The sequence below is a fragment of the Sphingomonas sp. genome (assembly GCF_017304635.1).
GTDB lineage: Bacteria > Pseudomonadota > Alphaproteobacteria > Sphingomonadales > Sphingomonadaceae > Sphingomonas.
On record NZ_JAFKMA010000004.1, the window covers coordinates 63,902 to 86,967 of the forward strand.

The window sequence follows — 23,066 nt, forward strand, 5'->3', positions numbered from 1 at the left end:
GTCAGGTGCCCCTTTCGTCTGATAGACGATTCAGTTTCGCCGGACCCGCACCATTTTCGGACAGGCGATCGTGAATTTGTTTATAGGCACGCCGCAACAGCTTTTCGACGCCGCTGACGGTGATGCCCAGGTCGGCCGCGATGTCGCGTTGCGCGCGCCCCTCGACTCGGAACAGGCGCAGCGCGGTCGCCATGCGTTCGGGCATGTCGTCGATCGCCCCTTCGACCACCCGGAGCTCGCTGCGCGCGATCGCGGCGCGTTCGGCATCGGGCAGTTCGTCGGCGGTCGATTGCACGTCGAGCCACGCCGAATCGCGCGCGCCGCGCCGCCCTTCCGCGATGCGGCGGTCGGTCGCCAGGTTGCTGGCGACGCGATAGAGGAACGCCGCCGGCTGCGCGATCGGCTGCGTCGCCAGACTGTCGATCTTGAAGAACATGTCCTGCAACACGTCCTCGGCATCGTCGCGATTGCCCAGGCGCGCCGTCACCAGCCGCAACAGCATCGGCCGCTGTTCGAGGAAGATGGCCCGGAGGCCCGCATCCGTCACGCTCGCCGATCGCTCCTCTCTGGCGGCGGATCAAGCCGGAAAGGCCAGACCTTCGGCGCCAGCCATGTCCGCGATCGACCAATCGCGCAAGGCCTCCGCCTCGCGCGGGCGCGCGGCGGTGATGCCGTCGCCGGGCAAGCGGCCGGCGCCGGGATGGCACATGACGAGGTGGAAATCGCGCGGGCGGCGGAGGAACTTGGGGAACAGCGCGCGCCAGTCGCTGCGGAAATCGTAATGCCCGGCGAAGCTGTCGTTGCAGGCCAGGCCGTGCGTCGCGGCATCGGCGCGCAGGCCCCGACAGTGCCACGCGCTGGCGATCGCCTTGCCGAAGAACGGGCGCGCCAGCATCGCCGACAGCCGCTCGCTGCAATCGCGCACCCAGGCATGGGGCGCGCGGCGCGCGGTCTCCGCCAGGACGATCGCGCGGATGCCGGGCAGCGCGTGCGAATGCTGGTGGCCGTCGACGAAGTCGGGTGCCTTGCCGCGGGCCGCGACGAAGGCGTCGAACTGCGCGGCGACCTCCGCCGCCACCTCGTCGAGCGGTACGCGCCCGCGCGCCGCCATCCGGCCGAGCGGATCGATCGCCGGCAGCACGCCGTCGGGCGCGAGGCGCGGCATCGGCGTCAGCGGGCGTTCCCCGGTCAGCGTCAGGTGCAACCCGACCTGCACAGTGTCCGGCAGGTCCGCGAGCAGGGCGGCATCGGTCGCCCAGCCGGGCATCAGCGCCATGCAGCTCGTCGCGTTGAGTTTCCCGGTCCGGGCGAGCCCGGCGATCGTCGCGCTGATCTCGGGCGAATAGCCGAAATCGTCAGCGCACAGGATAAGTCGTGGCAAACGCGGTCCCTTCCGCGCCCTGGAACGGCCGCTCGCGGATGCGGTCGCTCGACAGCCGCCGCTTCGCCAGTCGCCGCGCGAGGAAGGTGTAGAAGAACCAGTCCCCGGCAAAGGGCGCGCTCGCCGCATACATCAGCCGCTCGAACCCGGTCCAGCGGATCGACGCGCGATTGCGCGGCCGCGGGCTCGGCGTGCACCACAGGTCGGCGGCATAACGCATCGCGCCGTGCCTCATCGTGCGGTTGATGACCTCGTGATCCTCCAGCACGTACGACCAGCGGTCGCCGTCGAACCCGCCCGCCGCGCGCAACGCCGCGGTGCGGAACGCCTGGCCCGCGCCGCCGGCATGGCATTGCCGCGACAGGATGCGGGCACCGGCGAGGAACGAGCGCGCTTTCGCGGCACGCGTCGCCTCGTCGGCGCCCGGCGCGACGAAATAGGCGCCCGCCACGACGCAGCCCGGATCGACGAGCAGCGCCTCGGCGGCGGCGAGATAGTGCGGCGGATAGAGCGTGTCGGCGTCGCAGGTCGCGACATAGGTCGACCGCACCCAGCCGAGCCCGGCGCGGAGTGCCGCGACCTTGCCCGGGGTCCGTTCGGTGATGAGCAGGTAGTCGAGGCCGTGCCGCTCGGCCGCGTCGCGCGCGATCGTCGCGCTGCCGTCGGTCGAGCCGTTGTCGACCAGAATCAGCCGGAACGCGACCGACTGCGCCGCCAGGCTGGCGATCGTCGCGCCGAGGAAATCGGCCTCGTTGAAGAACGGGACCAGCACCGACCAGGTGGCGGCGGTGGGACGGACGGTCATCAGGCGGAAATCGGAACCACGCGCCTGATCGAGATCGAGATACATCGAAACGTCCGTTATTACTTTACGTCAGCGAAAGTGTCGGTGCCGAAACCGGAAGCTGATGGCTGCCCTCCCGCAGTCCCCCCATCGCTCGACCGTTTCCGACACCGACATCAGTGCCCCGATCGAATGACGACACCATGTCGGACCACCCGCACCAATGGTTGAAGAAAAATTTATGTTGCCTGCTTTTTCCTTAATGCGGGGCGCGCCGTGTGGCGTAAGCGGCGAAGCGTGACGAGCGGGGCGGTGAGGATCGGGCGATGGGCCGCGGCGCGGCGGGGCGCAGCGCTGTTCGTGCTGTTGCTGGTCGTCGCGATCGCGATCCGGGCGCGCGACTTCGGCAATCCGCTGGTCCATGTCGACGAGCAATATTACCTGCTGGTCGGCGACCGCATGCTTCACGGCGCGGTGCCCTATGTCGATGTGTGGGACAGGAAGCCGGTCGGGCTGTTCGCGATCTTCGCGGCGATCCGCCTGCTGCCGGGCGACGGTATCCTGGCGTACCAGCTGGTCGCGACGATGTTCGCCGCCGCCACCGCGACGCTGGTCGCGGCCGGCGGGCGGCGACTGGGGGCGAGCCCGGGCGGCGCGCTGGCGGCGGGCATAGCCTATATCCTGTGGCTGTCGCTGCTGAGCGGGCGCGGCGGGCAATCGCCGGTCTTCTACAACCTGTTCACCGCCGGCGCGGCCGTGCTGACCTTGCGGTTGCCGGCGCTGGCCGAGCGGCGCGAAAGGCGCGCGATCGTCGTGAACGGAGCCGCGGCGTGCCTGCTCGCGGGGCTGGCAATCCAGACCAAATACACGCCGGTGGTCGAGGGCGCATTCTTCGGTCTCGTGCACCTCTGGTACCTGCGCCGCGCCGAGAGCGGCTGGGCGACGATCGTCGCGGCCGCGCTCCTCTGGATAGCGCTGGCGATCCTGCCGACCGCGATCATCGTCGCCGATTACTGGCGGCGCGGGCCGGCGGTGTTCGACGCGTTCTGGTTCTCCAACTTCACCTCGATCTCGCTGCGCAAGGGCTATCCCGCGGCCAAGATCGCAGCGCGGCTGGCGGGGACGACGACGCAATTGTCGCCCTATATCGTCTGCACCGTCGTCGCCTGGCGCGCGCTGCCCTGGACGCCAGAGAAGCGGATCGCGTTCGGCTGGCTCGCCGCCGCCCTGGTCGCGTTCGTCATGATCGGCGCGTTCTTCGACCATTACGCCTTGCCGCTGATGGTGCCGCTGACGATGATCGCGGCGCCGGTGATGGGCCGCTGGCGCGCGGCGCTGGCCGGCGTGGTCGCGGTCGGCCTGATCCTGTTCGGTTTCCACGTCGCGACCGAGACCGACGAGCGCCGCTCGGCCTATGCCGTCGCCGCGGCGATGGCGGCGAACGACCATGGCGCCTGCCCCTATGTCTTCGCCGGCGATTCGATCCTCTACCACCTCGCGCACGCCTGCCTGCCGACCGCCTACGCCTTCCCCTCGACGCTCGCCTACGAGCCTGAGCGCGGCGCGACCGGGATCGACGAAGCGGCCGAGGTCGCGCGGATCATGGCCAGGCGGCCGCCGGTGGTGGTGACGATGGACCACCCGCTCGCGCCGTGGAACCAGGCGAGCGAGGCGATCGTCGCGACGGCGCTGGCCCGCGACTACCGCCTGATCCTGTCCGCCCCGCGCGAGGGCGATCGCCTATTGGTTTATCGGCGCCGCTGAGCCCCTTGCATTTTTTTACCCCGTTTCCGGTGCGGGTCGCCCCGCCCGGTGTCGTCTGTTGGTTGACGAACCGTTAACCCTTGCGACAGGTCGACCCGATGAAGTTTCCCGCTTTCCTCCTCCTGTTCTTCAGCGTGCTGATCGCGACGCCGCTGTCGGCCGAGACGATCGGCCAGGATGCCCAGGCGTGCCGCACCGGCCAGGGTCCCGCGATCCAGGTCAACATCCTGGGGCTGAAGGATCGCAAGGGCGAGATCTGGCTGGAGCTCTATCCGGCCAACGACACCGATTTCCTGCGCGACGACACCAGCCTGATGGCCGAGCACAAGACCTTCCGCCGCACCCGCGGCTTCATCCCGGCGGTTGGCGCGACCTCGATCTGCGTCCGCGTGCCACATCCGGGCCGCTACGCGCTGGTGCTGCGCCACAACCGCGTCGGCAAGGACAAGTTCTCGATCTGGTCCGACGGCGCGGGCGTCCCGACCAACAAGTCGCTCGGCATGCGCAAGCCGACGCTGGACAAGGCGACGGTCGATGCCGGCAACGGCCTGACCACGCTCAACATCAAGATGCAGTACATGAACGGGTTCGGCTTCTCGCCGCTGTGATCTGACCCGCTGGCGCGGATAGCGGTTGATTCAGCCCCGCTGAATCAGCTCAGGAACGCATCAACCCCCGTCCCTCGCCGAACTTCACGCCGGCATCCTCGTGCGGGCGGACATAGACGCGGTTGACCGCGGGGAAGTCGGCACGGACCGCCGCTTCGATTTCGCCGACGATCCGCTCGACATCGCCCGCCGACAGCCGGTTGTCGAAATCGACGTTGAGCGCGGCGACGATCTGGGTCGGGGCGTTGTGGATCGTCATGATCTCGCCGACTCCCATCACGCCATCGCGGGTCGCGGCGCGGCGGATGCCCGCGACCAGCGCCGGGTCGGCCGCCTCGCCGATCAGCAACCCCTTCGCCTCGCGCGCCAGGAAGATCGCGACGAACCCGAGCAGCAGGCCGATCAGGATCGACGCGATGCCGTCGAAATGCGGGTCGCCGGTCAGTTGCGACGCCGCCAGCCCGATCGCGGCGACCAGGATGCCGGCCATCGCCGCGCCGTTTTCCAGCAGCACGATCACCGTCGCCGCATCCTTGGTGTCGGTCAGCGCGCGCCACCAACTCTTGCCCTTGCGCGCCGCGTCGAACTCGCGGAACGCCGCGACGGTCGATCCGCCCTCGAGCAGGAACGCCACCGCCAGCACGCCATAGGCGATCAGCGGCGACACCGCCGGTTCGGGCTCGAGCAGGTGGACGATGCCTTCGTACACCGACACGCCTGCCCCCAGCGCGAACACCAGCAGCGCGACGACGAAACTCCAGAAATACAGTTCGCGGCCATAGCCGCCGGGGTGGCGGGCATCGGCCGGCTTCGCCGCGCGCTTCTGGCCATAGAGCAGCAGCAGCTGGTTGGTCGAATCGACCAGGCTGTGCACCCCTTCCGTCAGCATCGCCGACGATCCGGTGATCGCCGCGGCGACGAACTTCGCCACCGCGATACCGACATTGGCGGCGAGCGCGATCAGCAGGACACGCGTGCTTTCGGTCTTCATGGGCGATGCCGTGCCTGCTTAAGCCTCGGCAAGGCAAGCGGGAATCGTCGCTGGCGTGACGGATGCTCGTCCGTCATTGCGAGCGAAGCGAAGCAATGACGGCGACATCAACATCCGGCGACACTTTCGGCGTGGCTCGAACGCGCGCGGCGGTGTAGCGGCACGGCATGAAAGCGATGCTCGACCCCGACAATGCGCTCGGCCGCGGGCTCGCCGCGATCCGCACGCAGTTCAAGGTGCCCGACACCTTCCCGCCCGCCGTCCTCGCCGCCGCCGACGACGCCGCCAAACGCCAGCCCACCGCGCATGTCGACCGCACCGCGATGCCGTTCGTGACGCTCGACCCAGCGAGTTCGACCGACCTCGACCAGGCGTTCGCGATTCAGGCCGCGGGCAACGACCTGCTGCTCCACTACGCGATCGCCGACGTCGCCTGGTTCGTCGACGATGGCGGGCCGCTCGACGTCGAGGCGTGGGCGCGGGGCGAGACGCTGTACCTCCCGGACGGCAAGGCCCCGCTCTATCCCGCGGCGCTGAGCCAGGGCGCGGCGAGCCTGTTGCCCGACGGCCCGCGCCCCGCCGTGGTGTTCGCGGTGCGCGTCGCGCCCGATGGCGCGGTCAAGCTCGACGGCGCCGAGCGCGCGATCGTCCGCAGCACGGCCAAGCTCGCCTATGAAAGCGCGACCGAGGCGCAATTGCCGCCCGGCTTCGCCGAATTGTCCCGCCGCATCGCCGCCGCCGAGGATGCGCGCGGCGCGGCGCGCGTCGATCCGCCGTCGCAGGAAGTCGATGCCGCCGACGGTGGCGGCTACGGCCTGTCGTTCCGCCCGTATTCGCCGTCCGAACAGGCCAATGCCGCGCTGTCGCTGGCCAGCAACATGGCCGTCGCCGATGCGCTGTTTGCCGCGCATACCGGGCTGTTCCGGGTGATGGCCGAGCCCGATGCGGGGGCGGTCGCGCGGCTGCGCCATACCGCGACCGCGTTCGGGCTAGACTGGCCGGCGGCGCAATCGCTGGCAGATTACGAGAAGACGCTCGACGCGCACGATCCGCGCCAGGCAGCGTTCATGCTCGCGATCCGGCGCGCGGGCGAGGGCGCGAGCTACGCCCCCTACCGGCCGGGCGTGACGCCATGGCATTCGGCGATGGCGGCGACCTATGCCCATGCCAGCGCGCCGTTACGCCGGCTCGCCGACCGCTACGTCGTGCGCGCGGCGCTGGCGGTGGCGAACGGCCAGGCGGTGCCGGGGGTCGTCACCGATGCCTTCGCCAGGCTGCCCGCGGTGATGGCGCGCGCCGATGCGCTGGCCGGGCGGATCGACCGCGCGGTGATCGATCTAGCCGAGACCGTGCTGCTGAAGGGGCAGGAGGGCACGATCTTCGCCGCGATCGTCACCGACCTCGACGAGCATGGCGCGCGCATCCAGCTCCGCGACCAGCCCGTCGTCGCGCGCGTCGACGCCCACGGCGTCGCGCCAGGCGACCCCTTGCGCGTCCGCCTCGACGCAATCGATCCGGTGCAGCGCACGCTGAAGTTCGAGCGGATCAACTAACCGACGCGCCGTCATTTCCGCGAAAGCGGGAATGACGGTTCAGCTCGTCAGGTCGCGTAACGTCGCGATCAGGGTGCGGCGTACCAGCGGGATCTTGAAGTCGTTGCCGCCCTGGCCCTTCGCATCGGCGAGGAGTGCTGCGGCGGCGGCTTCGAAGGCGGCGGTGCCGGCTGGCTGGCCGACCAAGGCCGCCTCGACCGCCGGATCGCGCCACGGCTTGGGCGCGAGGCCGCCGAAGGCGAGGCGCGCCGACGTCATGACGCCGTCCTCGACCGCCACCGCCGCCGCGACCGACACCAAGGCAAAGGCATAGGACGCACGGTCGCGAACCTTGCGGTACGCCTGCCGGCCGGGCGGTGGCGCGGGCAGCTCGACCGCGACGATCAACTCGCCGGGCTCGAGCACCGTTTCGATCGCCGGCGTGTCGCCAGGCAGGCGATGGAGCTCGCCGAGCGCAATCCGCCGGCCCGCGCCGCCGCAGCGCGCCGTCACCACCGTCGCGTCGAGCGCGAGCAGCGCCACCGCCATGTCCGACGGATGCGTCGCGATGCATTGCGCCGACCCGCCCAGGATCGCGTGGATCCGCGTCACCCCGCCGATCGCCGCGCACCCGCTGCCGGGCGCGCGCTTGTTGCAGGCGGCGGCGGTCTCGTAGAAATAATAGCACCGCGTCCGCTGGAGCAGATTGCCGCCGGTGGTCGCCTTGTTCCGCAACTGCGCCGACGCGCCGGCCAGGATCGCGCGCGCCAGCATCGGATAGCGCGACCGGATCATCGGATGCGCGGCGAGGTCGCTGTTGGGCACCAGCGCGCCGATCCGCACGCCGCCCGCCGCCGTCTCCTCGACGCCGTCGAGCCCGATCCGCCCGATATCGACCAGCCGAGCCGGCGTCTCGACCTGCAACTTCATCAGGTCGATCAGGTTGGTGCCCCCGGCGATGTAGCGGGCACCCGCCGCCCCCGCTGCCAGCGCGGCGTCGAGATCGGCCGCGCGCGCGAAATCGAACGGCCTCATGCGACCTCCACCCCCGCCACGTCGGCGATCGCCGCGACGATCGTGGGATAGGCGGCGCAGCGGCACAGGTTGCCGCTCATCCGCTCGCGAATCTCCGCCGGCGTCAGCGTGACCGTGTCGAGGTCGTCGCTGACATGGCTCGCCCAGCCTCGCGCCGCTTCGTCGAGCATCCCGGCCGCCGAACAGATCTGGCCGGGCGTGCAATAGCCGCACTGGAACCCGTCATGCGCGACGAACGCCGCCTGCAACGGGTGCAGCCGCTCCGGCGTGCCCAGCCCCTCGATCGTCGTTACCGCGTCGCCCTCGTGCATCGCGGCGAGCGTCAGGCAGGCGTTGATCCGCCGCCCCTCGACCAGCACCGTGCACGCGCCGCACTGGCCGTGGTCGCAGCCTTTCTTGGCGCCGGTCAGCCCGCAATGCTCGCGCAGGTAATCGAGCAGGGTCGTCCGGACATCAACGTCCCGTTCATACGTCGTCCCGTTTATGGTGATCCGCATCGCCTCTCCGCCCGGCACAATTTTGCGACAAATCGATTGTAGGGGCTCCACCCCCAGCCGACCAGTAGCGCCAACACGAAAGCCTAACCATGCGCCGATCGCTTCGTCTCACCCTGTTGTCCGGCATCGCGCCCGTGGCGGCGCATGCGCAGACCGCACCGGCGCCGGTCCAGCCGACCACGCCCGCCCCGCAACAGGCCGAGCCGGCGACCGCGACCGCGCCGACGGCAACCACTCCCACCCAGACCGCGACGCCGGCCCAGCAACAGCAGCAGGCCGCGTCGGCGCAGTCGTCCGACGACGACGAGCCCGACGTCGTCGTCGTCGGCTCGCGCAAGCCGCCCGGCTCGGCGATCGGCGACATCCCGCCGGAACAGTCGCTCGGGCCGAGCGACATCCGCTCGTACGGCGTCAGCAGCGTGTCCGACCTGCTCAACGAGCTCAGCCCGCAGACGACGAGCGGGCGCGGCAGCGGCGGCCCGCCGGTGATCCTGCTCAACGGTCGCCGCATTTCGGGCTTCTCGGAAATCCGCGACTTGCCGACGGAAGCGATCGCGCGCGTCGACATCCTGCCCGAGGAAGTCGCGCTCAAATACGGCTATCGCGCCGATCAGAAGGTGGTGAACTTCGTGCTTCGCCGCCGCTTCCGCTCGCTCGTGCTGGAAGGATCGGACAAGCTGGCGACCGAGGGCGGGCGCAACACGCCCAACGGCACCGTCGACGTGCTCAACCTGCACAATGACGGCCGCTTCAGCCTCCACACCGGCTATACGTCGAGCCCGGCGCTGTACGAAAGCCAGCGCGACATCCTGCCGGTGACCAGTACGACGACCGGCACCCCGACGATCGACCAGCGGCCGTACCGCACGCTGCTGCCCGGCACCCAGACGCTCAACCTGGGCGCGGTGCTGTCGCAGCCGATCGGCAAGGTGACGACGACGCTCAACGGCACGTTCGCCTATACCGATTCGAACAGCGCCCAGGGATTGCAGCTGGGCGGCACCGGCGAGCCGCTCGGCCAGCACAACCAGTCGCTGACCTATCATCTCGGCGGGACCGCCGGCGGCGACGTCGGCACGTGGCGCTGGTCGCTGACCGGCAATTACGACCGAGTCGATTCGAAGACCTTCACCGACACCGGCAATTCGTCGGCGGGCGTCGTCCTGCCGTCGAGCCGCGGCAATTCGAGCTCGAACACCGGCGAGGTCGACGCGCTGGTCAACGGCACGCTGTTCAAGCTGCCCGCGGGCGACATCGCGACCAGCTTCCGCGTCGGCGGATCGCTGTCCAGCCTCGACAGCTCGTCCTATCGCTTCGGGATCGCGCAGAGCGGCACCGTCACGCGCAACATCGTCAACGGGCAGGTCAATGTCGACGTGCCGATCGCCAGCCGCGGCAAGGACGTGCTCGCGTTCCTCGGCGACCTGTCGGTCAACGGCAACGTCGCGCTCGATCATCTGTCGGATTTCGGCACGCTGAAGACGATCGGCTACGGCGCCAACTGGTCGCCGATCGAGGGCGTGCGGTTCCTGGCGTCGGTCACCGACCAGGACGACGCGCCGACCGCCGCGCAGCTCGGCAATCCGGTGATCGTCACGCCCAACGTGCCGGTGTTCGATTTCCTGAAAGGGACCACGGTCAACGTCACCCAGACCAGCGGCGGCAACCGCAACCTGATCGCCGACCGCCAGCACACGATGAAGCTGGGGCTGACGATCAAGCCGCTGAAGGACACCGACCTGACGCTGACGGCGAACTATGTCAGCGCGCATACCGAGAATGCGATCGTCTCGTTCCCGACCGCGACCGCGCAGATCGAGGCGGCGTTCCCCGGCCGCTTCACCCGCGACGGCGACGGCAACCTGACCGCGATCGACGCGCGGCCGATCAACTTCGCGCGGACCGAGCGGTCCGAGCTGCGCTGGGGGATCAATTTCTCCAAGCCGCTCAAGTCGAAGGTCCAGAAGGAGATCGAGGCGTTCCGCGCGGGCAAGGGGCCCAATCCGTTCACCAATCTCGCCGGGCTGCGGAGTCTCGGCAGCCAGCAGAGCATCTTCGGCGGCACCGTCGCGCAAGGGTTCGGCGGGCCGGGCGGCAATCGTCAGGGCGGGCAGGGTGGCCAAGGCGGCCAGAACGGCCAGCCGGGGCAGTCCGGCCAGGGCGCTCCGGGCGGTACGCCGCCGGCGGCCAACGGCGCGACGCCGCCACCGCCGGGCGGGGCCGCGGGCGGTCCGCCGGGTGGCGGACGCGGCTTCGGCGGGCCGGGCGGCGGCGGTGGTCGCGGCGGCTTCGGCGGGCGCGGCGGCGGGCGGCTGCAATTCGCGATCTATCACACGTGGCACTTCACCGACCGCGTGCTGGTCGCGCCGGGCGGCCCGACCATCGACCTGCTCAACGGCGGCGCGATCGGATCGGGCGGCCAGCCGCGCCACGAGGTCGAGGGGCAGGCCGGTTACATCAACAACGGCATCGGTGCGCGCGCCTCGGTCAATTTCCAGAGCGGCACGCATGTCGACGGCGGCACGATCGGCGCGCCGACCACGCTCAACTTCTCGAGCCTGACCACGCTCAACCTGCGGCTGTTCTTCGATCCGTCCAGCCGGATCGACTTCCTGGCGAAGCACAAATGGGCGGCGGGGATGCGCGTGTCGCTCAACATCAGCAACGTGTTCGACAGCCGCCAGCGCGTCCGCGACGCGACCGGCGCGACGCCGGTCAGCTACCAGCCCGACTATCTCGACCCGCTGGGCCGGACGGTGAGCCTGAGTATCCGGAAGCTCATTTTCTAGATCGAGCGCGCGCCGGAATAGCGCACGCTATTCCGATCGACGCGCCGACCCGGCCGGCGGCGCCATCGCGCCGTTCGACGACGCGGCTATGCCGCGGCGCGAGATCGTGTCGTCGTCAAAGCCCCACCCGCTTCTCCAGCCACCGCGCCGCCGCGTCGGGGCTGACCTTCCCCACATCGCGATCGACCATGTAGTTCGCCTCGCGCATCGCCTCGACCGGAACGCGACCGATCAGTGGGCGCAGCGCCGTCACGAACCGCGCGTCGCCGCTGCGCTCCTTCGCGATCGTCAGGATCGCGTCGTAATTGGGGATCGCCCCCTTGGGATCGCGCAGCACCGTCAGCCGGTCCGCCGCGATCCGCCCGTCCGACGAGAAGGCGGAGATCACGTCGGCCTGCCCGCTCGCCAGCGCGCGGTACATGAAGGTCGGATTGTAGGCGTTCGCGCTGCCGAAGCGGATCGCATAGGCGTCGCGTACCGCGCGCCATTCGGGCCGCTCCAGGAATTCGAGGTCGGCGCCGAACTTCAGGTCTCCGGCCTTCGCCGCCAGATCGTCGAGCGTGGCGATCCCCAGCGCGGTCGCCCGATCGTGCCGCATCGCGAAGGCATAGGCATTCTCGAACCCCAGCCGCCCGAGCAGGGTCAGCCCCTTCCCCGCCTCCCACCGCGTCAGCGCGGCGAGCATCGCGTCGCGCGGCGGAGTGTCGGTCCGCTTCATCTCGTTCGCCCAGACCGTGCCCGAATAATCGACCGCGACGTCGACATCGCGCGCCGCCAGCGCCGCGAACAGCACGCCCGAGCCGAGCCCCTCCTTGTACCGCACGCGATACCCCGCCGCCTCCAGCCGGTGCCCGATCAGCCGGGCGAGGATATATTGCTCCGAAAAGCCCTTGGCGCCGACCGTCACCGTCGCGCGCTCGCCCGCGACCAGTGGCCGAAGCATCGGCGCCAGCGCCACCGCGACCCCGGCCGCCAGCACACCGAGCGCCAGCCACACGCGTGCGCGCTTACGCCGCGCGATGCCGCGCTCGATCACGCCGAGCAGGGCATCGACCGCCAGCGCCAGCGTGGCGGCGGCGAAGCATCCGGCGAGCACCAGCGCCCAGTTCTGTGTCTGCAATCCGGCGAAGATCATGTCGCCGAGGCTCGGCTGGCCGACCGTGGTCGACAACGTCGCGGCACCGATCGTCCACACGGCGGCCGTGCGGATGCCGGCCATGACGACCGGCGCGACCAGCGGCGCCTCGACCAGCCGCAGCTTCTGCCCGCGCGTCATGCCGACGCCGTCGGCCGCCTCGATCACCGCGGGGTCGATCCCGGCGAGCCCGGTGACGCCGTTGCGCAGGATCGGCAGCACCGCATAAAGCGTCAGCGCGAGCAGCGACGGCAGGAAGCCGAGCGCCGGGATGCCGCCCCCGACCAGCGCCGACAGCGACAGCAGCAGCGGGTAGAACAGAGCGAGCAGCGCGAGGCTGGGGATCGTCTGGATCAGGCTGGCGAGCCCGAGCGCGACTCGTCCCACCACCGGCACCCGCGCCGACACCACCGCGAGCGGCAGGCTAACGACGATCCCCAGCGCCAGCGCGGCGAACGCGAGCAACAGATGTTGTGCGAGCAGGTCCGGGGCACGGGACAGGGCATCGAGGAAGTCGGTCACGACGCGTTCCCCTCCCCACCGTCGTCATCCCCGCGAAGGCGGGGACCCATCTCCTGAGGGTCGGGCTGGGCGGAACGGTCGGGAGATGGGCCGCCGCTTTCGCGGGGGTGACGGCTGGCATCGGCTGCCAGCGCCTGCAACCGCCGCATCTGGTCGCGCGGGACCGCGACCAGCGCCTGCGCCGCCACGCCGCCCTCGCCCGCCAGCAGCGCGGCCGGCGCGGCATCGGCGACGATCCGGCCGCGCTCCATCACCAGCACGCGGTCGGCCAGGATCAGCGCCTCCGCCATGTCGTGCGTCACCATGATCGTCGTCAGCCGCAGCCGGTCGTGGAGCTCGCGCACGCGGCGACCGAGCTGGTCGCGCGTGACCGGGTCGAGCGCGCCGAACGGCTCGTCCATCAGCAGCAGCCGCGGCTCGGTCGCCAGCGCGCGGGCGACGCCGACGCGCTGGCGCTGGCCACCCGACAGCGCATCGGGCATCCGCGTCGCGAGCTCGCCCGGCAGATCGACCAGCGCCAGCAATTCGGCGACTCGCGCCGCCTGCCCCGCCTCCCCCGCCAGCCGCAGCCCGATCGCGACATTCTCGGCGACGGTCAGGTGCGGGAACAGCCCGACATTCTGGAACACGTAGCCGATCCGCCGCCGCAGCCGGAACGGATCGTCCGCGGTCACGTCCGCGCCGTCGATCGCGATGCTGCCCGCGCTGGGATCGATCAGGCGGTTGATCGTCTTGAGCAGGGTCGACTTGCCCGATCCCGACGCGCCGACCAAAGCGACGAAGCTGCCCCCCGCCACGTCCAGCGACACGCCGTCGACCGCGACCGTCCCGCCGGGATAGGTCTTGGTCACGCTGGTCAGCGTGACCAAAGGACCGGGGGCTCGCGAAGACTCTGGCATCCGGCGCGACGATGCGGGATGATGCGTCGCACGACAAGGGCATGGAGAGCGGCATGACGACCAAGGCGATCTTCATCACCGGGGGCGGATCGGGGATCGGCCGCGCCGTCGCGCAGCGCTTCGCGCGCGAGGGCTGGCGCGTCGGGCTCGCCGACGTCAACGCCGCCGGCTTGGCCGAGACCGCCGCGACGCTGCCCGCCGGCATGGCCGACACCTATGTCATGGACGTCCGCGATCGCGACGCGTGGCGCGCCAATCTCGACGCTTTCACCGCGAAGACCGGCGGCCGGCTCGATGTCCTGTTCAACAATGCCGGGATCGGCACCGGCGGCCCGATCGCACAGATGAGCTTCGACGACATGGACCGGGTCGTCGCGATCAACCTGATGGGCGTGCTGAACGGCGCGAAGATCGGCCATGCCTATCTGGCGAAGACACCGGGCTCGTGCTTGCTCAACACCGCCAGCGCGTCGGCGATCTACGGCACGTCGGGGCTGGTGGTCTATTCGGCGACCAAGTTCGGGGTGCGCGCGCTGACCGAGGGGCTCGACGGCGAATGGTTCGCGGACGGGATCAAGGTGCGCGACCTCGTCCCCGGCTTCATCGACACGCCGCTGCTCGACGGCGCGGTCGAGGGCAGCAACCACAACATCCGCGAAGTGGTGACCGGCGCCGGCCTCGAACTGACCAGCGCCGCCGACGTCGCCGACGCGGCCTGGGCGGCGGTGCACGGTGATGCGGTCCACACGTATGTCGGCAAGACCGCCCACCGCCTGAAATTCGCCGCGCGCTGGCTGCCGAAACAGATCCGCAAGCAGATGCGGCGGGGGATCGCGGCGCCGCAATGATTGCGTCGGCAAGGCGCGGCACCGGCCCGCTCCCCCACCCGACCACCCAGACATTCTATCCTGTGGGTGGTCGGGTGGGGGAGCGGGCCGGTGCCGCCGTCAATCGACCAAAGCGTCGATCGCCTCGGCCATCGCGACGTCGCGGTGCGACAGGCCGCCGGCGTCGTGCGTCGTGAGAGTGATATCGACGCGGTTCCACACGTTCGACCATTCGGGATGGTGGTCGGCCTTTTCCGCCAGCAAGGCGACGCGCGTCATGAACGCGAACGCTTCGGAGAAATCGGCGAAGGTGAACGAGCGGCCGATCGCGTCGCGCCCCTCGTCGAAGTCCCAATCGTCGAGCTCGTCGAGCGCCGCGGCGCGTTCCTCCTCGCTCAGCTGATCGACCATCGCGCGTTTCCTTTCGCCACCGGGTGGAGCGGGCTGGTGCCGCCGGGTTTCGGCTATGCCGAAACCCACCGAAAGCCTATGCGGAGGACCATGAGCGGGCAAGAGCGACGCGCGCCGAGCGCGGCGGACATCGAGGGACACGCGCGCGCGACGCTGGCGTCGCTGCCCGCGGCGTTCGCGCGGCACCTCGGCGACGTCGTGCTGATCGTCGAGGAGCTTGCCGACGACGAGACGCTCGCCGCGCTCGGCATCGACGATCCGTTCGAGCTCACCGGCCTCTATCACGGCCGCCCGATCGGGGAGAAATCGGCGTTCGATTCGGGCACGCCGCCCGATCGCATCCACCTCTATCGCCGCGCGATCCTCGACGAATGGGTGGCGGACGGCGAGGATTTGGCGACGCTGGTGCGGCACATCGTGATCCACGAGGTCGGACATCATTTCGGGCTCAGCGACGATGACATGCACCGGCTGGAGGCGGAGTGAGGCAAGTGCCGCTGCCTTCACCAACGTCATCCCCGCGCAGGCGGGGACCCATCCCCTGCGACAAGCCTCAGTCACGATCGGCGTGTTGGTGGACGGCGCGGGAGATGGGCCCCCGCCATCGCGGGGGTGACGGTCGGGGGGTGCGCGCATGCTGACCTTCGCCGCCGTCACCTGCGTCCGCGGCGGGCGGATGCTGTTCGCGGACCTGTCCTTCGCGCTCGCGCCCGGCGACGCCCTGCTCGTCACCGGCGCCAACGGCGTCGGCAAGTCGAGCCTGATCCGCCTCGCCGCCGGCCTGCTGACCCCCGCCGCCGGCCGCGTCGAGGCCGCGACCGACCGGGCGCTGCTGACCGAGCAGGCCGCGCTCGACGACGACCTGCCGCTCGGCCGGACGCTCGGTTTCTGGGCGGAACTCGATGGTCGCCGTGACGCCATCGCCGACGCGCTGACATCGCTGGCCCTCACCGACCTCGCCGCCATCCCCGTCCGCTTGCTCTCGACCGGCCAGCGCCGCCGCGCCGCGATCGCGCGGGTCGTCGCGAGCGGCGCGCCGTTGTGGCTGCTCGACGAACCTGCCAACGGGCTCGACGCCGCCGCCCTCGCGCTGCTCGAGAACGCCATCGCCCGCCACCGTTCGACGGGCGGCGCGGTGCTCGTCGCCAGCCACACGCCGTTGGCGCTACCTTCCGCGCACAGTATCGCGCTCGCCGATCCAACTTTGCCGGTCCGACCATCCAACATTTCACCCGGATCGGCGGAGGGCGCCCACTTATGATCGCCGCGCTGATCCGCCGCGACCTGCGCCGCGCGTGGCTGGGCGGCGGCGCGCTGTTGCCGGTCGCGTTCTTCCTGCTGGTGACGATCCTGTTTCCCTTCGCGGTCGGCCCGGACGCGCGGTTGCTCGCGCGGATCGGCGGCGGCGTGCTCTGGGCCGCCGCCCTGCTCGCCGCGCTGATCCCGATCGAGCGGCTGGTCGCGCCCGACCGCGCGAGCGGGGTGCTCGATCAGCTAATCGCGCGCGGGGTCCCGCCCGCGACGATCGCCGCCGCCAAGCTCGCCGCCCACTGGCTCGCCTTCGCCCCGCCGCTGCTTGCCGCCGCTCTCCCGGCCAGCGCGCTGCTCGGCCTGTCGGGGGAGGCATTGGCGCGGATCGAGCTCGGCCTGCTGATCGGCACGCCCGGGCTGGCGGCGCTGGCGCTGGTCACGGCGGCGCTGACCGCCAGCCTGCGCGGCGCCGGCGCGATTGCCGGGCTCTTGGTGCTGCCGCTCGCGATCCCGCTATTGATCTTCGGCGCCGGCAGCCTCGACGGCGGCAGCGGCGCGCTCAAGCTCCTCGCCGCGACCAGCCTCCTCCTCGTCGCCGGCGCGCCGTTCGTCGCCGGCGCCGCGATCCGCGCGGGCCTGGAGTAGGTACTGGGAAAAATTACTTGCGCAGCGTTTGGTCCAGCACGTCGATCGTCTTGGCGATCGAGATCGTGTAGACGCCGCCATTCGCGCTGCGCCACTCCGCGATGCCGCTATCCGCCGATGGAAACGTGCCGGGATCGGCCTTGAGCTCGGTCACGCTCTCGTCCAGACTTTGCTGCGACACTGGTTCGTGCGGCAAGATCGGTGCGTAATGGGGGTCCGACAAGTGAAAACCGATGACCGAGATATGATAGATTGGCCGGCCGCGTTTGTCCGTCTCGATCTTCTGAATCTTTAGCAGCGACCCATCGTCGCCGGGTCGAGTTTTGTACGCCCAGACTTGTCCTTCGACATAAGATCGCGCCTGTGCAGAGGCTGGCAGCGGGATCATCGCCAATAGCGCGAGCACGTACTTCATAATCCGATGCTCCACCGCGCCCAGATCGCCGTCGGGAGGAGCAGGCCGCGCGCTTCCTCGCGCACCGCGAGTTCGCCGGCCTCGACCGTGCCGGGCAGATCGGCGAACGCCTGCGCGAGCAGCTCGCGGATCGCCAGCGCCGACATCCGCACGGCATAGACGGTCAGGAACAGGAACCGCGACCGCTCGTCGAGCAACTGCCGGCAATCGTGGATCAGGCCGGGCAGCCCCTCCTCCAGCCGCCACACCTCGCCCTCCGGCCCGCGCCCGAACTTGGGCGGGTCGAGCAGGATGCCGTCGTAGCGGCGCCCGCGCCGCACCTCGCGCGCGGCGAACTTGGTGGCGTCGTCGACCATCCAGCGCACCGGCCTGTCGTCGAGCCCGGCCAGCCGCGCATTCGCCCGCGCCGCCTCGACCGACTTCTTCGACGCGTCGACATGGACCATCTTCACGCCGCGCGCCGCCAGCGCCAGCGTGCCGACGCCGGTATAGCCGAACAGGTTGAGCGCCTCCGCCTCGTCCACGCCGTCGAGCCGCTCGCGCATCCAGCTCCATACCGGCGCCATGTCGGGGAAGAAGCCGAGGTGGCGGAACGGCGTGGTCTGCGCGGTGAAGGCGACGTCGTCCCACCGCATCGGCCAGCCGTCGCGCGGGATTTGCCCCGTGAACTGCCAGCGTCCACCGCCTTCCTCGTCGGAACCGGGGATGAACTCGCCATCGGCCTTCCAGTCGAGGCTGGCGGGCGCCCACATCGCCTGCGGCTCGGGCCGGATGAAGCGGAAGCGGCCGTAGCGTTCGAGCTTGCGGCCATGCCCGCTGTCGACCAGCCCGTAATCGGGCCAGGGCTCGCCGATCAGCGTGGCGAGCGTCATCGCGCCGCGGTGACGGCGACGTAGCCGGCGACCGCGTCAAAGGTCGCGGGCAGCGTCTCGTAGCGTTCCTCGCGCTCGAACAGGTCGCCGACGCGGCTGGGCAGCGCCGGGCGCACGCCGGTCGCGCGCTCGACCGCGTCGCGGAACTTCGCCGGATGCGCGGTCGCGAGCGTGACCACCGGCACGTCGAGGTCGCCGGCGCGGGCCGCGGCGAGGCCGATCGCGGTGTGGGGATCGATGACCTGCCCCGCCCGCTCGCACGCCCAGCGCATCGCCAGCGCCATATCGTCGAGGTCGACGCGGGTGCCGGTGAACAGCGCGCTCGCGCCCTCCCGCTGGGCATTGGTCAGCTGCATCGCCTTGGCCGATTCGAACCCCGCCATCTGCGCGGCGATCGCCTGCCCGTCGCGGCCACCCAGGTCGAACAGCAGGCGTTCGAAGTTCGAGCTGACCTGGATGTCCATCGACGGCGTCGGCGTCGCCACCACCGCGCGCGCCGAATAGTCGCCGGTCGCCAGCGCCCGCGCGAGGATGTCGTTGACGTTGGTCGCGACGATCAGCCGCGCGACCGGGAGGCCCATCCGGCTCGCGACATAGCCGGCGAACACGTCGCCGAAATTGCCGGTCGGGACCGAGAAGGCGACCGCGCGGTCTGGCGCGCCGAGGCGCACCGCCGCGTAGAAATAATAGACCACCTGCGCCATCAGCCGCGCCCAGTTGATCGAGTTGACCGCCGACAGCCGCAAATGCCCGAGCGGCCCGTCGCCCGCCGCCTGCGCGTTGAACATCGCCTTCACCAGGCCCTGCGCGTCGTCGAAATCGCCCTCGATCGCGATGTTGTGGACGTTGGGAGCCAGCACCGTGGTCATCTGGCGGCGCTGGACGTCGGACACCCGCCCCCGGGGATGGAGCATGAAGATCTCGACGCGCTCACGCCCGGCCAGCGCGTCGATCGCCGCCGAGCCGGTGTCGCCGCTGGTCGCGCCGATCACCGTCAGCGGGCGGTCGGCGCCGGTCAGGAACCGTTCGAACAGCAGCCCGAGCAGTTGCAGCGCGACGTCCTTGAACGCCAGCGTCGGGCCGTGGAACAGTTCGAGCAGCCATTGCCGCCGGTCGAGCTGGACCAGCGGCGTGACGGCATCGTGCGAGAACCGGCCGTACGCCTGTGTGCACAGCGCGCGCAGCTCGTCCTCGCCCAGCGCGTCGCCGACGAACGGCAGCATCACGCGCACCGCAGTCTCGACGTACGACAATCCCGCCATGTCCGCGATCGCCGCCCGCGACAGGGTCGGCCACGTCTCCGGCACGTACAGCCCGCCGTCGCTCGCCAGCCCGGCCAGCGTCGCGTCGCGGAAATCGAGGATCGGCGCGGTTCCCCGCGTGCTCTGGTAACGCATCGTCATGTCCCCCGCGCCCGGTCGCGGGTCTGACTGCGGACCCGGCTGCGCAGCGCGAGCCCGTAGATGGTCACGGCGATGCCTGCAAATATGAACCACTGCACCGCATAAGCGAGGTGGTTGTTGGGTACCGAATCGAGGCTGGGCATCGCGTTGGCGGTGAGTCCCGGCGCGGGCGGGTCGGCAACCAGCAGCAGCGTCTGCTGCGGCGCCTGACCGACGATCCGCGCGATCAGCGGGGTCGTACTCGGCGCGTGGCTGATCGTGCCGGTGACCAGACCGCCGCGCCAGGTCGGCTTCACCTCGGGATCGCGGGTCGTGCCGATCTGCACCGTCAGGCCGGGCCCCTCCGCCCCGGTGCGGCAATGCGCGAGCACGCGGAAACCCGCATTGCCCGCCCCCGCCGTCTCGAACCCGACCGGTTGCAGACACATCGCGGTCGCGCGGCGGAACAGCAGTTCGTCGCCGGTCGCCCGGTCGGGGAACGGGATCGGCGGCCTGGCCGGGTTGGCGGCGAGTTCGCGGAGCAGCGCGAGCTTCTCCTGCCGCCGTTCGAGCTGCCAGAAACCGAGCGCGACCATCGCCGCCGCGGCCAGCGCGACGAGGATGGTCGAAAGGATCGGTACGCGCTTCACCGGCTCGTCACGCGGCCGACGCGCTTCGCCCGGTGCGGGCGAGTCGCATCGTCAGCCGGCGTGGATCGGTGCGCCCCAGCCGCCCCAGACGTAGATGGTGACGAACAGGAACAGCCACACCACGTCGACGAAGTGCCAGTACCATGCCGCCGCTTCGAACCCGAAATGCTGGCGCGGGGTGAAGTCGCCGCGATACACGCGGACCAGGTTCACGATCAGGAAGATCGTCCCGATCAGCACGTGGAAGCCGTGGAAGCCGGTCGCCATGAAGAACGACGCGCCGTAGTTGATCCCCTTGAACGGGAACGGCGCTTCCGAATATTCGTAGAACTGGATCGAGCTGAACAGCAGGCCGAGCAGGATCGTCAGCCACAGGCCCTTCTTGACGCTGTCGTTCTCGCCGACGCCGATCAGGCCCCACAGCCCCTTCTTCTCGCCGCCGCGCTGGTTGTGGATCAGCGCGTGGTGCGCCCAGGTCACCGTCGTGCCCGACAGCAGCAGGATCAGCGTGTTGAGCAGCGGGAACTGGAAGGCGTTGATGACCTCCATCCCCTTGGGCGGCCACGTGCCGAGGATGTTCTTGGTCGTCTCCGGGATGCGGTCGACGACATGGTCGAGATAAGTGACCGGCGCCGGGAACAGCGAGAAATCGAAGAACGCCCAGAACCAGCCGAGGAAGAACATCACCTCCGACGCGATGAACAGCACCATGCCGTAGCGCAGGTGAAGCTGCACGACCGGGGTATGGTCGCCCTCATGCGCTTCCTTGATGACGTCCGACCACCAGAAGAACATCGTCGCGAGCACCGCCATCACGCCGAGCCCGAACACCGCGGGCGCATGGCCTGCGCCCTTCATCCACATGATGCCGCCGACCGCGAGCACCAGCGCGGCCATCGAGCCCATCAGCGGCCAGGGGCTGGGCGGAAGGATGTGGTAATCGTGGTTCTTGGCGCCGGCCATGGCTCGTTCCCTGTTATCTGTACCTTCGCTCTAGCTAGGACTTTTCCCGGAATCCACCGGGTAAAACGTGTAGCTGAGCGTGATCGTCTGGATGTCGCGCGCGTCCGGGTCCTTCAGGATCGCCGGATCGACGTAGAAGATCACCGGCATCCGCGCGGTCTCGCCGGGTTGCAGCGTCTGCTGGGTGAAGCAGAAGCACTGGATCTTCTTGAAATAATAGCCCGCCTGCGCCGGTGACACGTTGAACGTCGCGGTCCCGGTGATCGGGTGGTCGGACAGGTTGGTCGCCTTGAAGAACGCCATGTCGCGGGCGCCGATGTCGATCACCTCGGACTCGTTTTCGGGGACGAAGCGCCACTTGAGCGTCGGCGCGACGTTGGTGTCGAACGCGATCCGCATCTTGCCGTCGACCGCGCCGGGCGCGCGCAAAGCGCGGCCCGTGGTGCCGTTCAGCCCGGTCGCCTGGCAGAACAGGCGATAGAGCGGCACGCTCGCCCAGGCGAGGCCGCTCATCCCGACGATGCCGACGACGGCGAGCAGGGCGGTGCGGCCGGTCCGCGTCATTTGTGCTGCCCCCCGATCTTGGCGATGGCGAGCGCGAAGATCAGCGCGACCAGCACGCCGAGCACCAGTGCGACGACGCGGGCGTTGCGCCGCTGCGCCGCCAGCCGCTGCGCCTGCGCGTCGGGCGGCAATTGCTCCCACACGAACGGCGGCGGCACGTACCGACCCTGGCTGACACCCGGTTGCGGGCCGGGCTCGCCCGGCGACCCGTCGGGCACATGGCCGCGCATCACGTCGTCGGGCTCGTCGCTCATGCCAGCCACCGGTCGACGACCACGGCGCCGAACAGGATGAAGAGGTACGCGATCGAGAAGGCGAACAACCGCTTTTCGGGCCGCATCGTGTCCTCGGCCCGGGTCGAGCGAGTCGCGACCCGCACCGTCAGCACCACGAACCACGCCGTCGCGACGATCGCGGTCACGCCATAGATCGCGCCGGTCAGCTTGAGCGGCCAGGGCGCCACCGCCGCCGCCGCCATCGGGATCGTGTAGAGCCCGATCTGGCGCCGCGTCGCGCGCTCGCCGGCGACGACCGGCAGCATCGGGATGCCGGCATTGGCGTAGTCGGTCTTCACGAACAGCGCGAGCGCCCAGAAATGCGGCGGGGTCCACAGGAAGACGAGCACGAACAGCAGCAGCGGCAGCGGTGCCACGTCGCCCGTCGCCGCCGCCCAGCCGATCAGCGGCGGGAACGCGCCGGCGGCCCCGCCGATGACGATGTTCTGCGGCGTGCGCGGCTTCAGCCAGACGGTGTAGACCAGGACGTAGAACAGGATCGACAGCGCCAGGATCGCCGCCGCCAGCGAGTTCACGAACAGTCCCATCATCGCGACCGAGAAGGCGCCGAGTCCGACCCCGAAATGCAGTGCCGACTGGCGATCCATCCGCCCGGCGGGCAACGGCCGCTTGGCGGTCCGCCGCATCTGCGCGTCGATATCCGCCTCGTACCACTGGTTGAGCGCCCCCGCCGCCCCCGCGCCGAGCGCGATGCACAGGATCGCGGCGAACCCGATCACCGGGTTCACATGGACCGGCGCCGCGAGCAACCCGCACAGCCCGGTGAACACGACGAGCGTCATCACCCGGGGCTTGGTCAGCGCCAGGAAATCGCGCCAGTCGGCGGGAAGGGCAACGCTCTGCGTGGTCATGG

General features: G+C 70.1%; 24 protein-coding genes and 1 pseudogene. 8 read left to right on the top strand and 17 right to left on the bottom strand.

Annotated elements, in window-relative coordinates:
• Position 1: 1 nt before the first annotated feature.
• From J0I47_RS12040 to J0I47_RS12050, 3 genes are read right to left on the bottom strand one after another with little or no spacing between them, the layout of a single operon-like run.
• Complete coding sequence (locus tag J0I47_RS12040; RefSeq protein WP_294047227.1) at positions 2-547, bottom strand: RNA polymerase sigma factor; 546 nt, start codon at positions 545-547, stop codon at positions 2-4.
• A 30-nt stretch (positions 548-577) separates the two neighbouring features.
• Positions 578-1,381 carry a ChbG/HpnK family deacetylase gene (locus J0I47_RS12045; RefSeq protein WP_294047228.1) on the bottom strand — a complete coding sequence of 268 codons (804 nt, stop codon included), beginning with the start codon at positions 1,379-1,381 and terminating at the stop codon, positions 578-580.
• The gene (locus J0I47_RS12050) at positions 1,356-2,186 is read right to left on the bottom strand and encodes a glycosyltransferase family A protein (protein ID WP_294047229.1); all 831 of its coding nucleotides are present in this window, start codon (positions 2,184-2,186) and stop codon (positions 1,356-1,358) included. The genes J0I47_RS12045 and J0I47_RS12050 overlap by 26 nt, the downstream gene beginning before the upstream one ends.
• A 291-nt stretch (positions 2,187-2,477) precedes the next feature.
• On the opposite strand from J0I47_RS12050, the gene J0I47_RS12055 reads away from it, so the two are divergent.
• Together J0I47_RS12055 and J0I47_RS12060 are read left to right on the top strand one after the other, a co-directional pair.
• Positions 2,478-3,929 carry a hypothetical protein gene (locus J0I47_RS12055; RefSeq protein ID WP_294047230.1) on the top strand — a complete coding sequence of 484 codons (1,452 nt, stop codon included), beginning with the start codon at positions 2,478-2,480 and terminating at the stop codon, positions 3,927-3,929.
• Positions 3,930-4,027: 98 nt separating this feature from the next.
• On the top strand, positions 4,028-4,537 hold the full coding sequence (locus tag J0I47_RS12060) for a DUF2141 domain-containing protein (protein ID WP_294047231.1): 510 nt from the start codon (positions 4,028-4,030) through the stop codon (positions 4,535-4,537).
• A gap of 49 nt (positions 4,538-4,586) precedes the next feature.
• On the opposite strand, the gene J0I47_RS12065 is transcribed toward J0I47_RS12060, so the two are convergent.
• Positions 4,587-5,528: a cation diffusion facilitator family transporter gene (locus J0I47_RS12065; RefSeq protein ID WP_294047232.1), complete on the bottom strand. Its 942-nt coding sequence runs from the start codon at positions 5,526-5,528 to the stop codon at positions 4,587-4,589.
• Positions 5,529-5,695: 167 nt separating this feature from the next.
• Between J0I47_RS12065 and J0I47_RS12070 the strand changes: the two genes are divergently transcribed.
• On the top strand, positions 5,696-7,081 hold the full coding sequence (locus tag J0I47_RS12070; protein WP_294047233.1) for an RNB domain-containing ribonuclease: 1,386 nt from the start codon (positions 5,696-5,698) through the stop codon (positions 7,079-7,081).
• A 39-nt stretch (positions 7,082-7,120) separates the two neighbouring features.
• Here J0I47_RS12070 and J0I47_RS12075 read toward each other — a convergent pair whose 3' ends face one another.
• Both J0I47_RS12075 and J0I47_RS12080 read right to left on the bottom strand, forming a co-directional pair.
• On the bottom strand, positions 7,121-8,095 hold the full coding sequence (locus J0I47_RS12075; protein WP_294047234.1) for a xanthine dehydrogenase family protein subunit M: 975 nt from the start codon (positions 8,093-8,095) through the stop codon (positions 7,121-7,123).
• On the bottom strand, positions 8,092-8,592 hold the full coding sequence (locus J0I47_RS12080; RefSeq protein WP_294047235.1) for a 2Fe-2S iron-sulfur cluster-binding protein: 501 nt from the start codon (positions 8,590-8,592) through the stop codon (positions 8,092-8,094). The genes J0I47_RS12075 and J0I47_RS12080 overlap by 4 nt, the downstream gene beginning before the upstream one ends.
• Positions 8,593-8,681: 89 nt before the next feature.
• Here J0I47_RS12080 and J0I47_RS12085 point away from each other — a divergent pair, with 89 nt between their 5' ends.
• On the top strand, positions 8,682-11,381 hold the full coding sequence (locus J0I47_RS12085; protein ID WP_294047236.1) for a TonB-dependent receptor: 2,700 nt from the start codon (positions 8,682-8,684) through the stop codon (positions 11,379-11,381).
• A gap of 115 nt (positions 11,382-11,496) precedes the next feature.
• Here the strand turns inward: J0I47_RS12085 and J0I47_RS12090 are convergent, their stop codons facing one another.
• Together J0I47_RS12090 and J0I47_RS12095 are read right to left on the bottom strand one after the other, a co-directional pair.
• On the bottom strand, positions 11,497-13,038 hold the full coding sequence (locus J0I47_RS12090; protein WP_294047237.1) for an ABC transporter permease/substrate-binding protein: 1,542 nt from the start codon (positions 13,036-13,038) through the stop codon (positions 11,497-11,499).
• A gap of 116 nt (positions 13,039-13,154) precedes the next feature.
• A pseudogene (locus tag J0I47_RS12095) lies at positions 13,155-13,937 on the bottom strand (ATP-binding cassette domain-containing protein); the annotation flags it as partial.
• An 11-nt stretch (positions 13,938-13,948) separates the two neighbouring features.
• On the opposite strand from J0I47_RS12095, the gene J0I47_RS12100 reads away from it, so the two are divergent.
• Positions 13,949-14,785 carry an SDR family oxidoreductase gene (locus J0I47_RS12100; RefSeq protein ID WP_294047238.1) on the top strand — a complete coding sequence of 279 codons (837 nt, stop codon included), beginning with the start codon at positions 13,949-13,951 and terminating at the stop codon, positions 14,783-14,785.
• Positions 14,786-14,884: 99 nt separating this feature from the next.
• On the opposite strand, the gene J0I47_RS12105 is transcribed toward J0I47_RS12100, so the two are convergent.
• Positions 14,885-15,175 carry a 4a-hydroxytetrahydrobiopterin dehydratase gene (locus J0I47_RS12105; protein ID WP_294047239.1) on the bottom strand — a complete coding sequence of 97 codons (291 nt, stop codon included), beginning with the start codon at positions 15,173-15,175 and terminating at the stop codon, positions 14,885-14,887.
• 90 nt (positions 15,176-15,265) lie between these two features.
• Here J0I47_RS12105 and J0I47_RS12110 point away from each other — a divergent pair, with 90 nt between their 5' ends.
• The 3 genes from J0I47_RS12110 (at position 15,266) to J0I47_RS12120 (ending at position 17,071) form a co-directional block, all read left to right on the top strand.
• Positions 15,266-15,661 carry a metallopeptidase family protein gene (locus J0I47_RS12110; RefSeq protein ID WP_294047240.1) on the top strand — a complete coding sequence of 132 codons (396 nt, stop codon included), beginning with the start codon at positions 15,266-15,268 and terminating at the stop codon, positions 15,659-15,661.
• A gap of 148 nt (positions 15,662-15,809) precedes the next feature.
• The gene (gene ccmA, locus J0I47_RS12115; protein ID WP_294047241.1) at positions 15,810-16,436 is read left to right on the top strand and encodes a heme ABC exporter ATP-binding protein CcmA; all 627 of its coding nucleotides are present in this window, start codon (positions 15,810-15,812) and stop codon (positions 16,434-16,436) included.
• Positions 16,436-17,071: a heme exporter protein CcmB gene (locus J0I47_RS12120; protein ID WP_294047530.1), complete on the top strand. Its 636-nt coding sequence runs from the start codon at positions 16,436-16,438 to the stop codon at positions 17,069-17,071. The genes ccmA and J0I47_RS12120 overlap by 1 nt, the downstream gene beginning before the upstream one ends.
• 13 nt (positions 17,072-17,084) lie before the next feature.
• Here J0I47_RS12120 and J0I47_RS12125 read toward each other — a convergent pair whose 3' ends face one another.
• From J0I47_RS12125 to J0I47_RS12160, 8 genes are read right to left on the bottom strand one after another with little or no spacing between them, the layout of a single operon-like run.
• Entirely contained in the window at positions 17,085-17,486 is a 402-nt protein-coding gene (locus tag J0I47_RS12125; protein ID WP_294047242.1) for a hypothetical protein, read from the bottom strand.
• The gene (locus J0I47_RS12130; protein ID WP_294047243.1) at positions 17,483-18,358 is read right to left on the bottom strand and encodes a class I SAM-dependent methyltransferase; all 876 of its coding nucleotides are present in this window, start codon (positions 18,356-18,358) and stop codon (positions 17,483-17,485) included. The genes J0I47_RS12125 and J0I47_RS12130 overlap by 4 nt, the downstream gene beginning before the upstream one ends.
• The gene (gene thrC / locus J0I47_RS12135) at positions 18,355-19,755 is read right to left on the bottom strand and encodes a threonine synthase (RefSeq protein ID WP_294047531.1); all 1,401 of its coding nucleotides are present in this window, start codon (positions 19,753-19,755) and stop codon (positions 18,355-18,357) included. Before thrC ends, J0I47_RS12130 begins: the two co-directional genes overlap by 4 nt.
• A 2-nt stretch (positions 19,756-19,757) precedes the next feature.
• Positions 19,758-20,390, bottom strand: a complete 633-nt coding sequence (locus J0I47_RS12140) for an SURF1 family protein (RefSeq protein ID WP_294047244.1) — start codon at positions 20,388-20,390, stop codon at positions 19,758-19,760.
• A gap of 51 nt (positions 20,391-20,441) precedes the next feature.
• The gene (locus tag J0I47_RS12145) at positions 20,442-21,353 is read right to left on the bottom strand and encodes a cytochrome c oxidase subunit 3 (protein ID WP_294047245.1); all 912 of its coding nucleotides are present in this window, start codon (positions 21,351-21,353) and stop codon (positions 20,442-20,444) included.
• A gap of 30 nt (positions 21,354-21,383) precedes the next feature.
• Positions 21,384-21,917 (bottom strand): cytochrome c oxidase assembly protein, encoded by a 534-nt coding sequence (locus J0I47_RS12150; protein WP_294047246.1) that lies wholly within the window; start codon positions 21,915-21,917, stop codon positions 21,384-21,386.
• The gene (locus tag J0I47_RS12155; RefSeq protein WP_294047247.1) at positions 21,914-22,171 is read right to left on the bottom strand and encodes a hypothetical protein; all 258 of its coding nucleotides are present in this window, start codon (positions 22,169-22,171) and stop codon (positions 21,914-21,916) included. The genes J0I47_RS12150 and J0I47_RS12155 overlap by 4 nt, the downstream gene beginning before the upstream one ends.
• On the bottom strand, positions 22,168-23,064 hold the full coding sequence (locus tag J0I47_RS12160; RefSeq protein WP_294047248.1) for a heme o synthase: 897 nt from the start codon (positions 23,062-23,064) through the stop codon (positions 22,168-22,170). The genes J0I47_RS12155 and J0I47_RS12160 overlap by 4 nt, the downstream gene beginning before the upstream one ends.
• Positions 23,065-23,066: the final 2 nt, after the last annotated feature.

Excerpts from the sequence above, each read along its gene's own strand:
- J0I47_RS12050 (WP_294047229.1), bottom strand. The coding sequence starts at position 2,186 with ATGACCGTCCGTCCCACCGCCGCCACCTGGTCGGTGCTGGTCCCGTTC.
- J0I47_RS12060 (WP_294047231.1), top strand. The coding sequence starts at position 4,028 with ATGAAGTTTCCCGCTTTCCTCCTCCTGTTCTTCAGCGTGCTGATCGCG.
- J0I47_RS12065 (WP_294047232.1), bottom strand. The coding sequence starts at position 5,528 with ATGAAGACCGAAAGCACGCGTGTCCTGCTGATCGCGCTCGCCGCCAAT.
- J0I47_RS12070 (WP_294047233.1), top strand. The coding sequence starts at position 5,696 with ATGAAAGCGATGCTCGACCCCGACAATGCGCTCGGCCGCGGGCTCGCC.
- J0I47_RS12075 (WP_294047234.1), bottom strand. The coding sequence starts at position 8,095 with ATGAGGCCGTTCGATTTCGCGCGCGCGGCCGATCTCGACGCCGCGCTG.
- J0I47_RS12080 (WP_294047235.1), bottom strand. The coding sequence starts at position 8,592 with ATGCGGATCACCATAAACGGGACGACGTATGAACGGGACGTTGATGTC.
- J0I47_RS12085 (WP_294047236.1), top strand. The coding sequence starts at position 8,682 with ATGCGCCGATCGCTTCGTCTCACCCTGTTGTCCGGCATCGCGCCCGTG.
- J0I47_RS12100 (WP_294047238.1), top strand. The coding sequence starts at position 13,949 with ATGCGGGATGATGCGTCGCACGACAAGGGCATGGAGAGCGGCATGACG.
- J0I47_RS12105 (WP_294047239.1), bottom strand. The coding sequence starts at position 15,175 with ATGGTCGATCAGCTGAGCGAGGAGGAACGCGCCGCGGCGCTCGACGAG.
- J0I47_RS12110 (WP_294047240.1), top strand. The coding sequence starts at position 15,266 with ATGAGCGGGCAAGAGCGACGCGCGCCGAGCGCGGCGGACATCGAGGGA.
- ccmA (WP_294047241.1), top strand. The coding sequence starts at position 15,810 with ATGCTGACCTTCGCCGCCGTCACCTGCGTCCGCGGCGGGCGGATGCTG.
- J0I47_RS12125 (WP_294047242.1), bottom strand. The coding sequence starts at position 17,486 with ATGAAGTACGTGCTCGCGCTATTGGCGATGATCCCGCTGCCAGCCTCT.
- J0I47_RS12130 (WP_294047243.1), bottom strand. The coding sequence starts at position 18,358 with ATGACGCTCGCCACGCTGATCGGCGAGCCCTGGCCCGATTACGGGCTG.
- thrC (WP_294047531.1), bottom strand. The coding sequence starts at position 19,755 with ATGCGTTACCAGAGCACGCGGGGAACCGCGCCGATCCTCGATTTCCGC.
- J0I47_RS12145 (WP_294047245.1), bottom strand. The coding sequence starts at position 21,353 with ATGGCCGGCGCCAAGAACCACGATTACCACATCCTTCCGCCCAGCCCC.
- J0I47_RS12150 (WP_294047246.1), bottom strand. The coding sequence starts at position 21,917 with ATGACGCGGACCGGCCGCACCGCCCTGCTCGCCGTCGTCGGCATCGTC.
- J0I47_RS12155 (WP_294047247.1), bottom strand. The coding sequence starts at position 22,171 with ATGAGCGACGAGCCCGACGACGTGATGCGCGGCCATGTGCCCGACGGG.
- J0I47_RS12160 (WP_294047248.1), bottom strand. The coding sequence starts at position 23,064 with ATGACCACGCAGAGCGTTGCCCTTCCCGCCGACTGGCGCGATTTCCTG.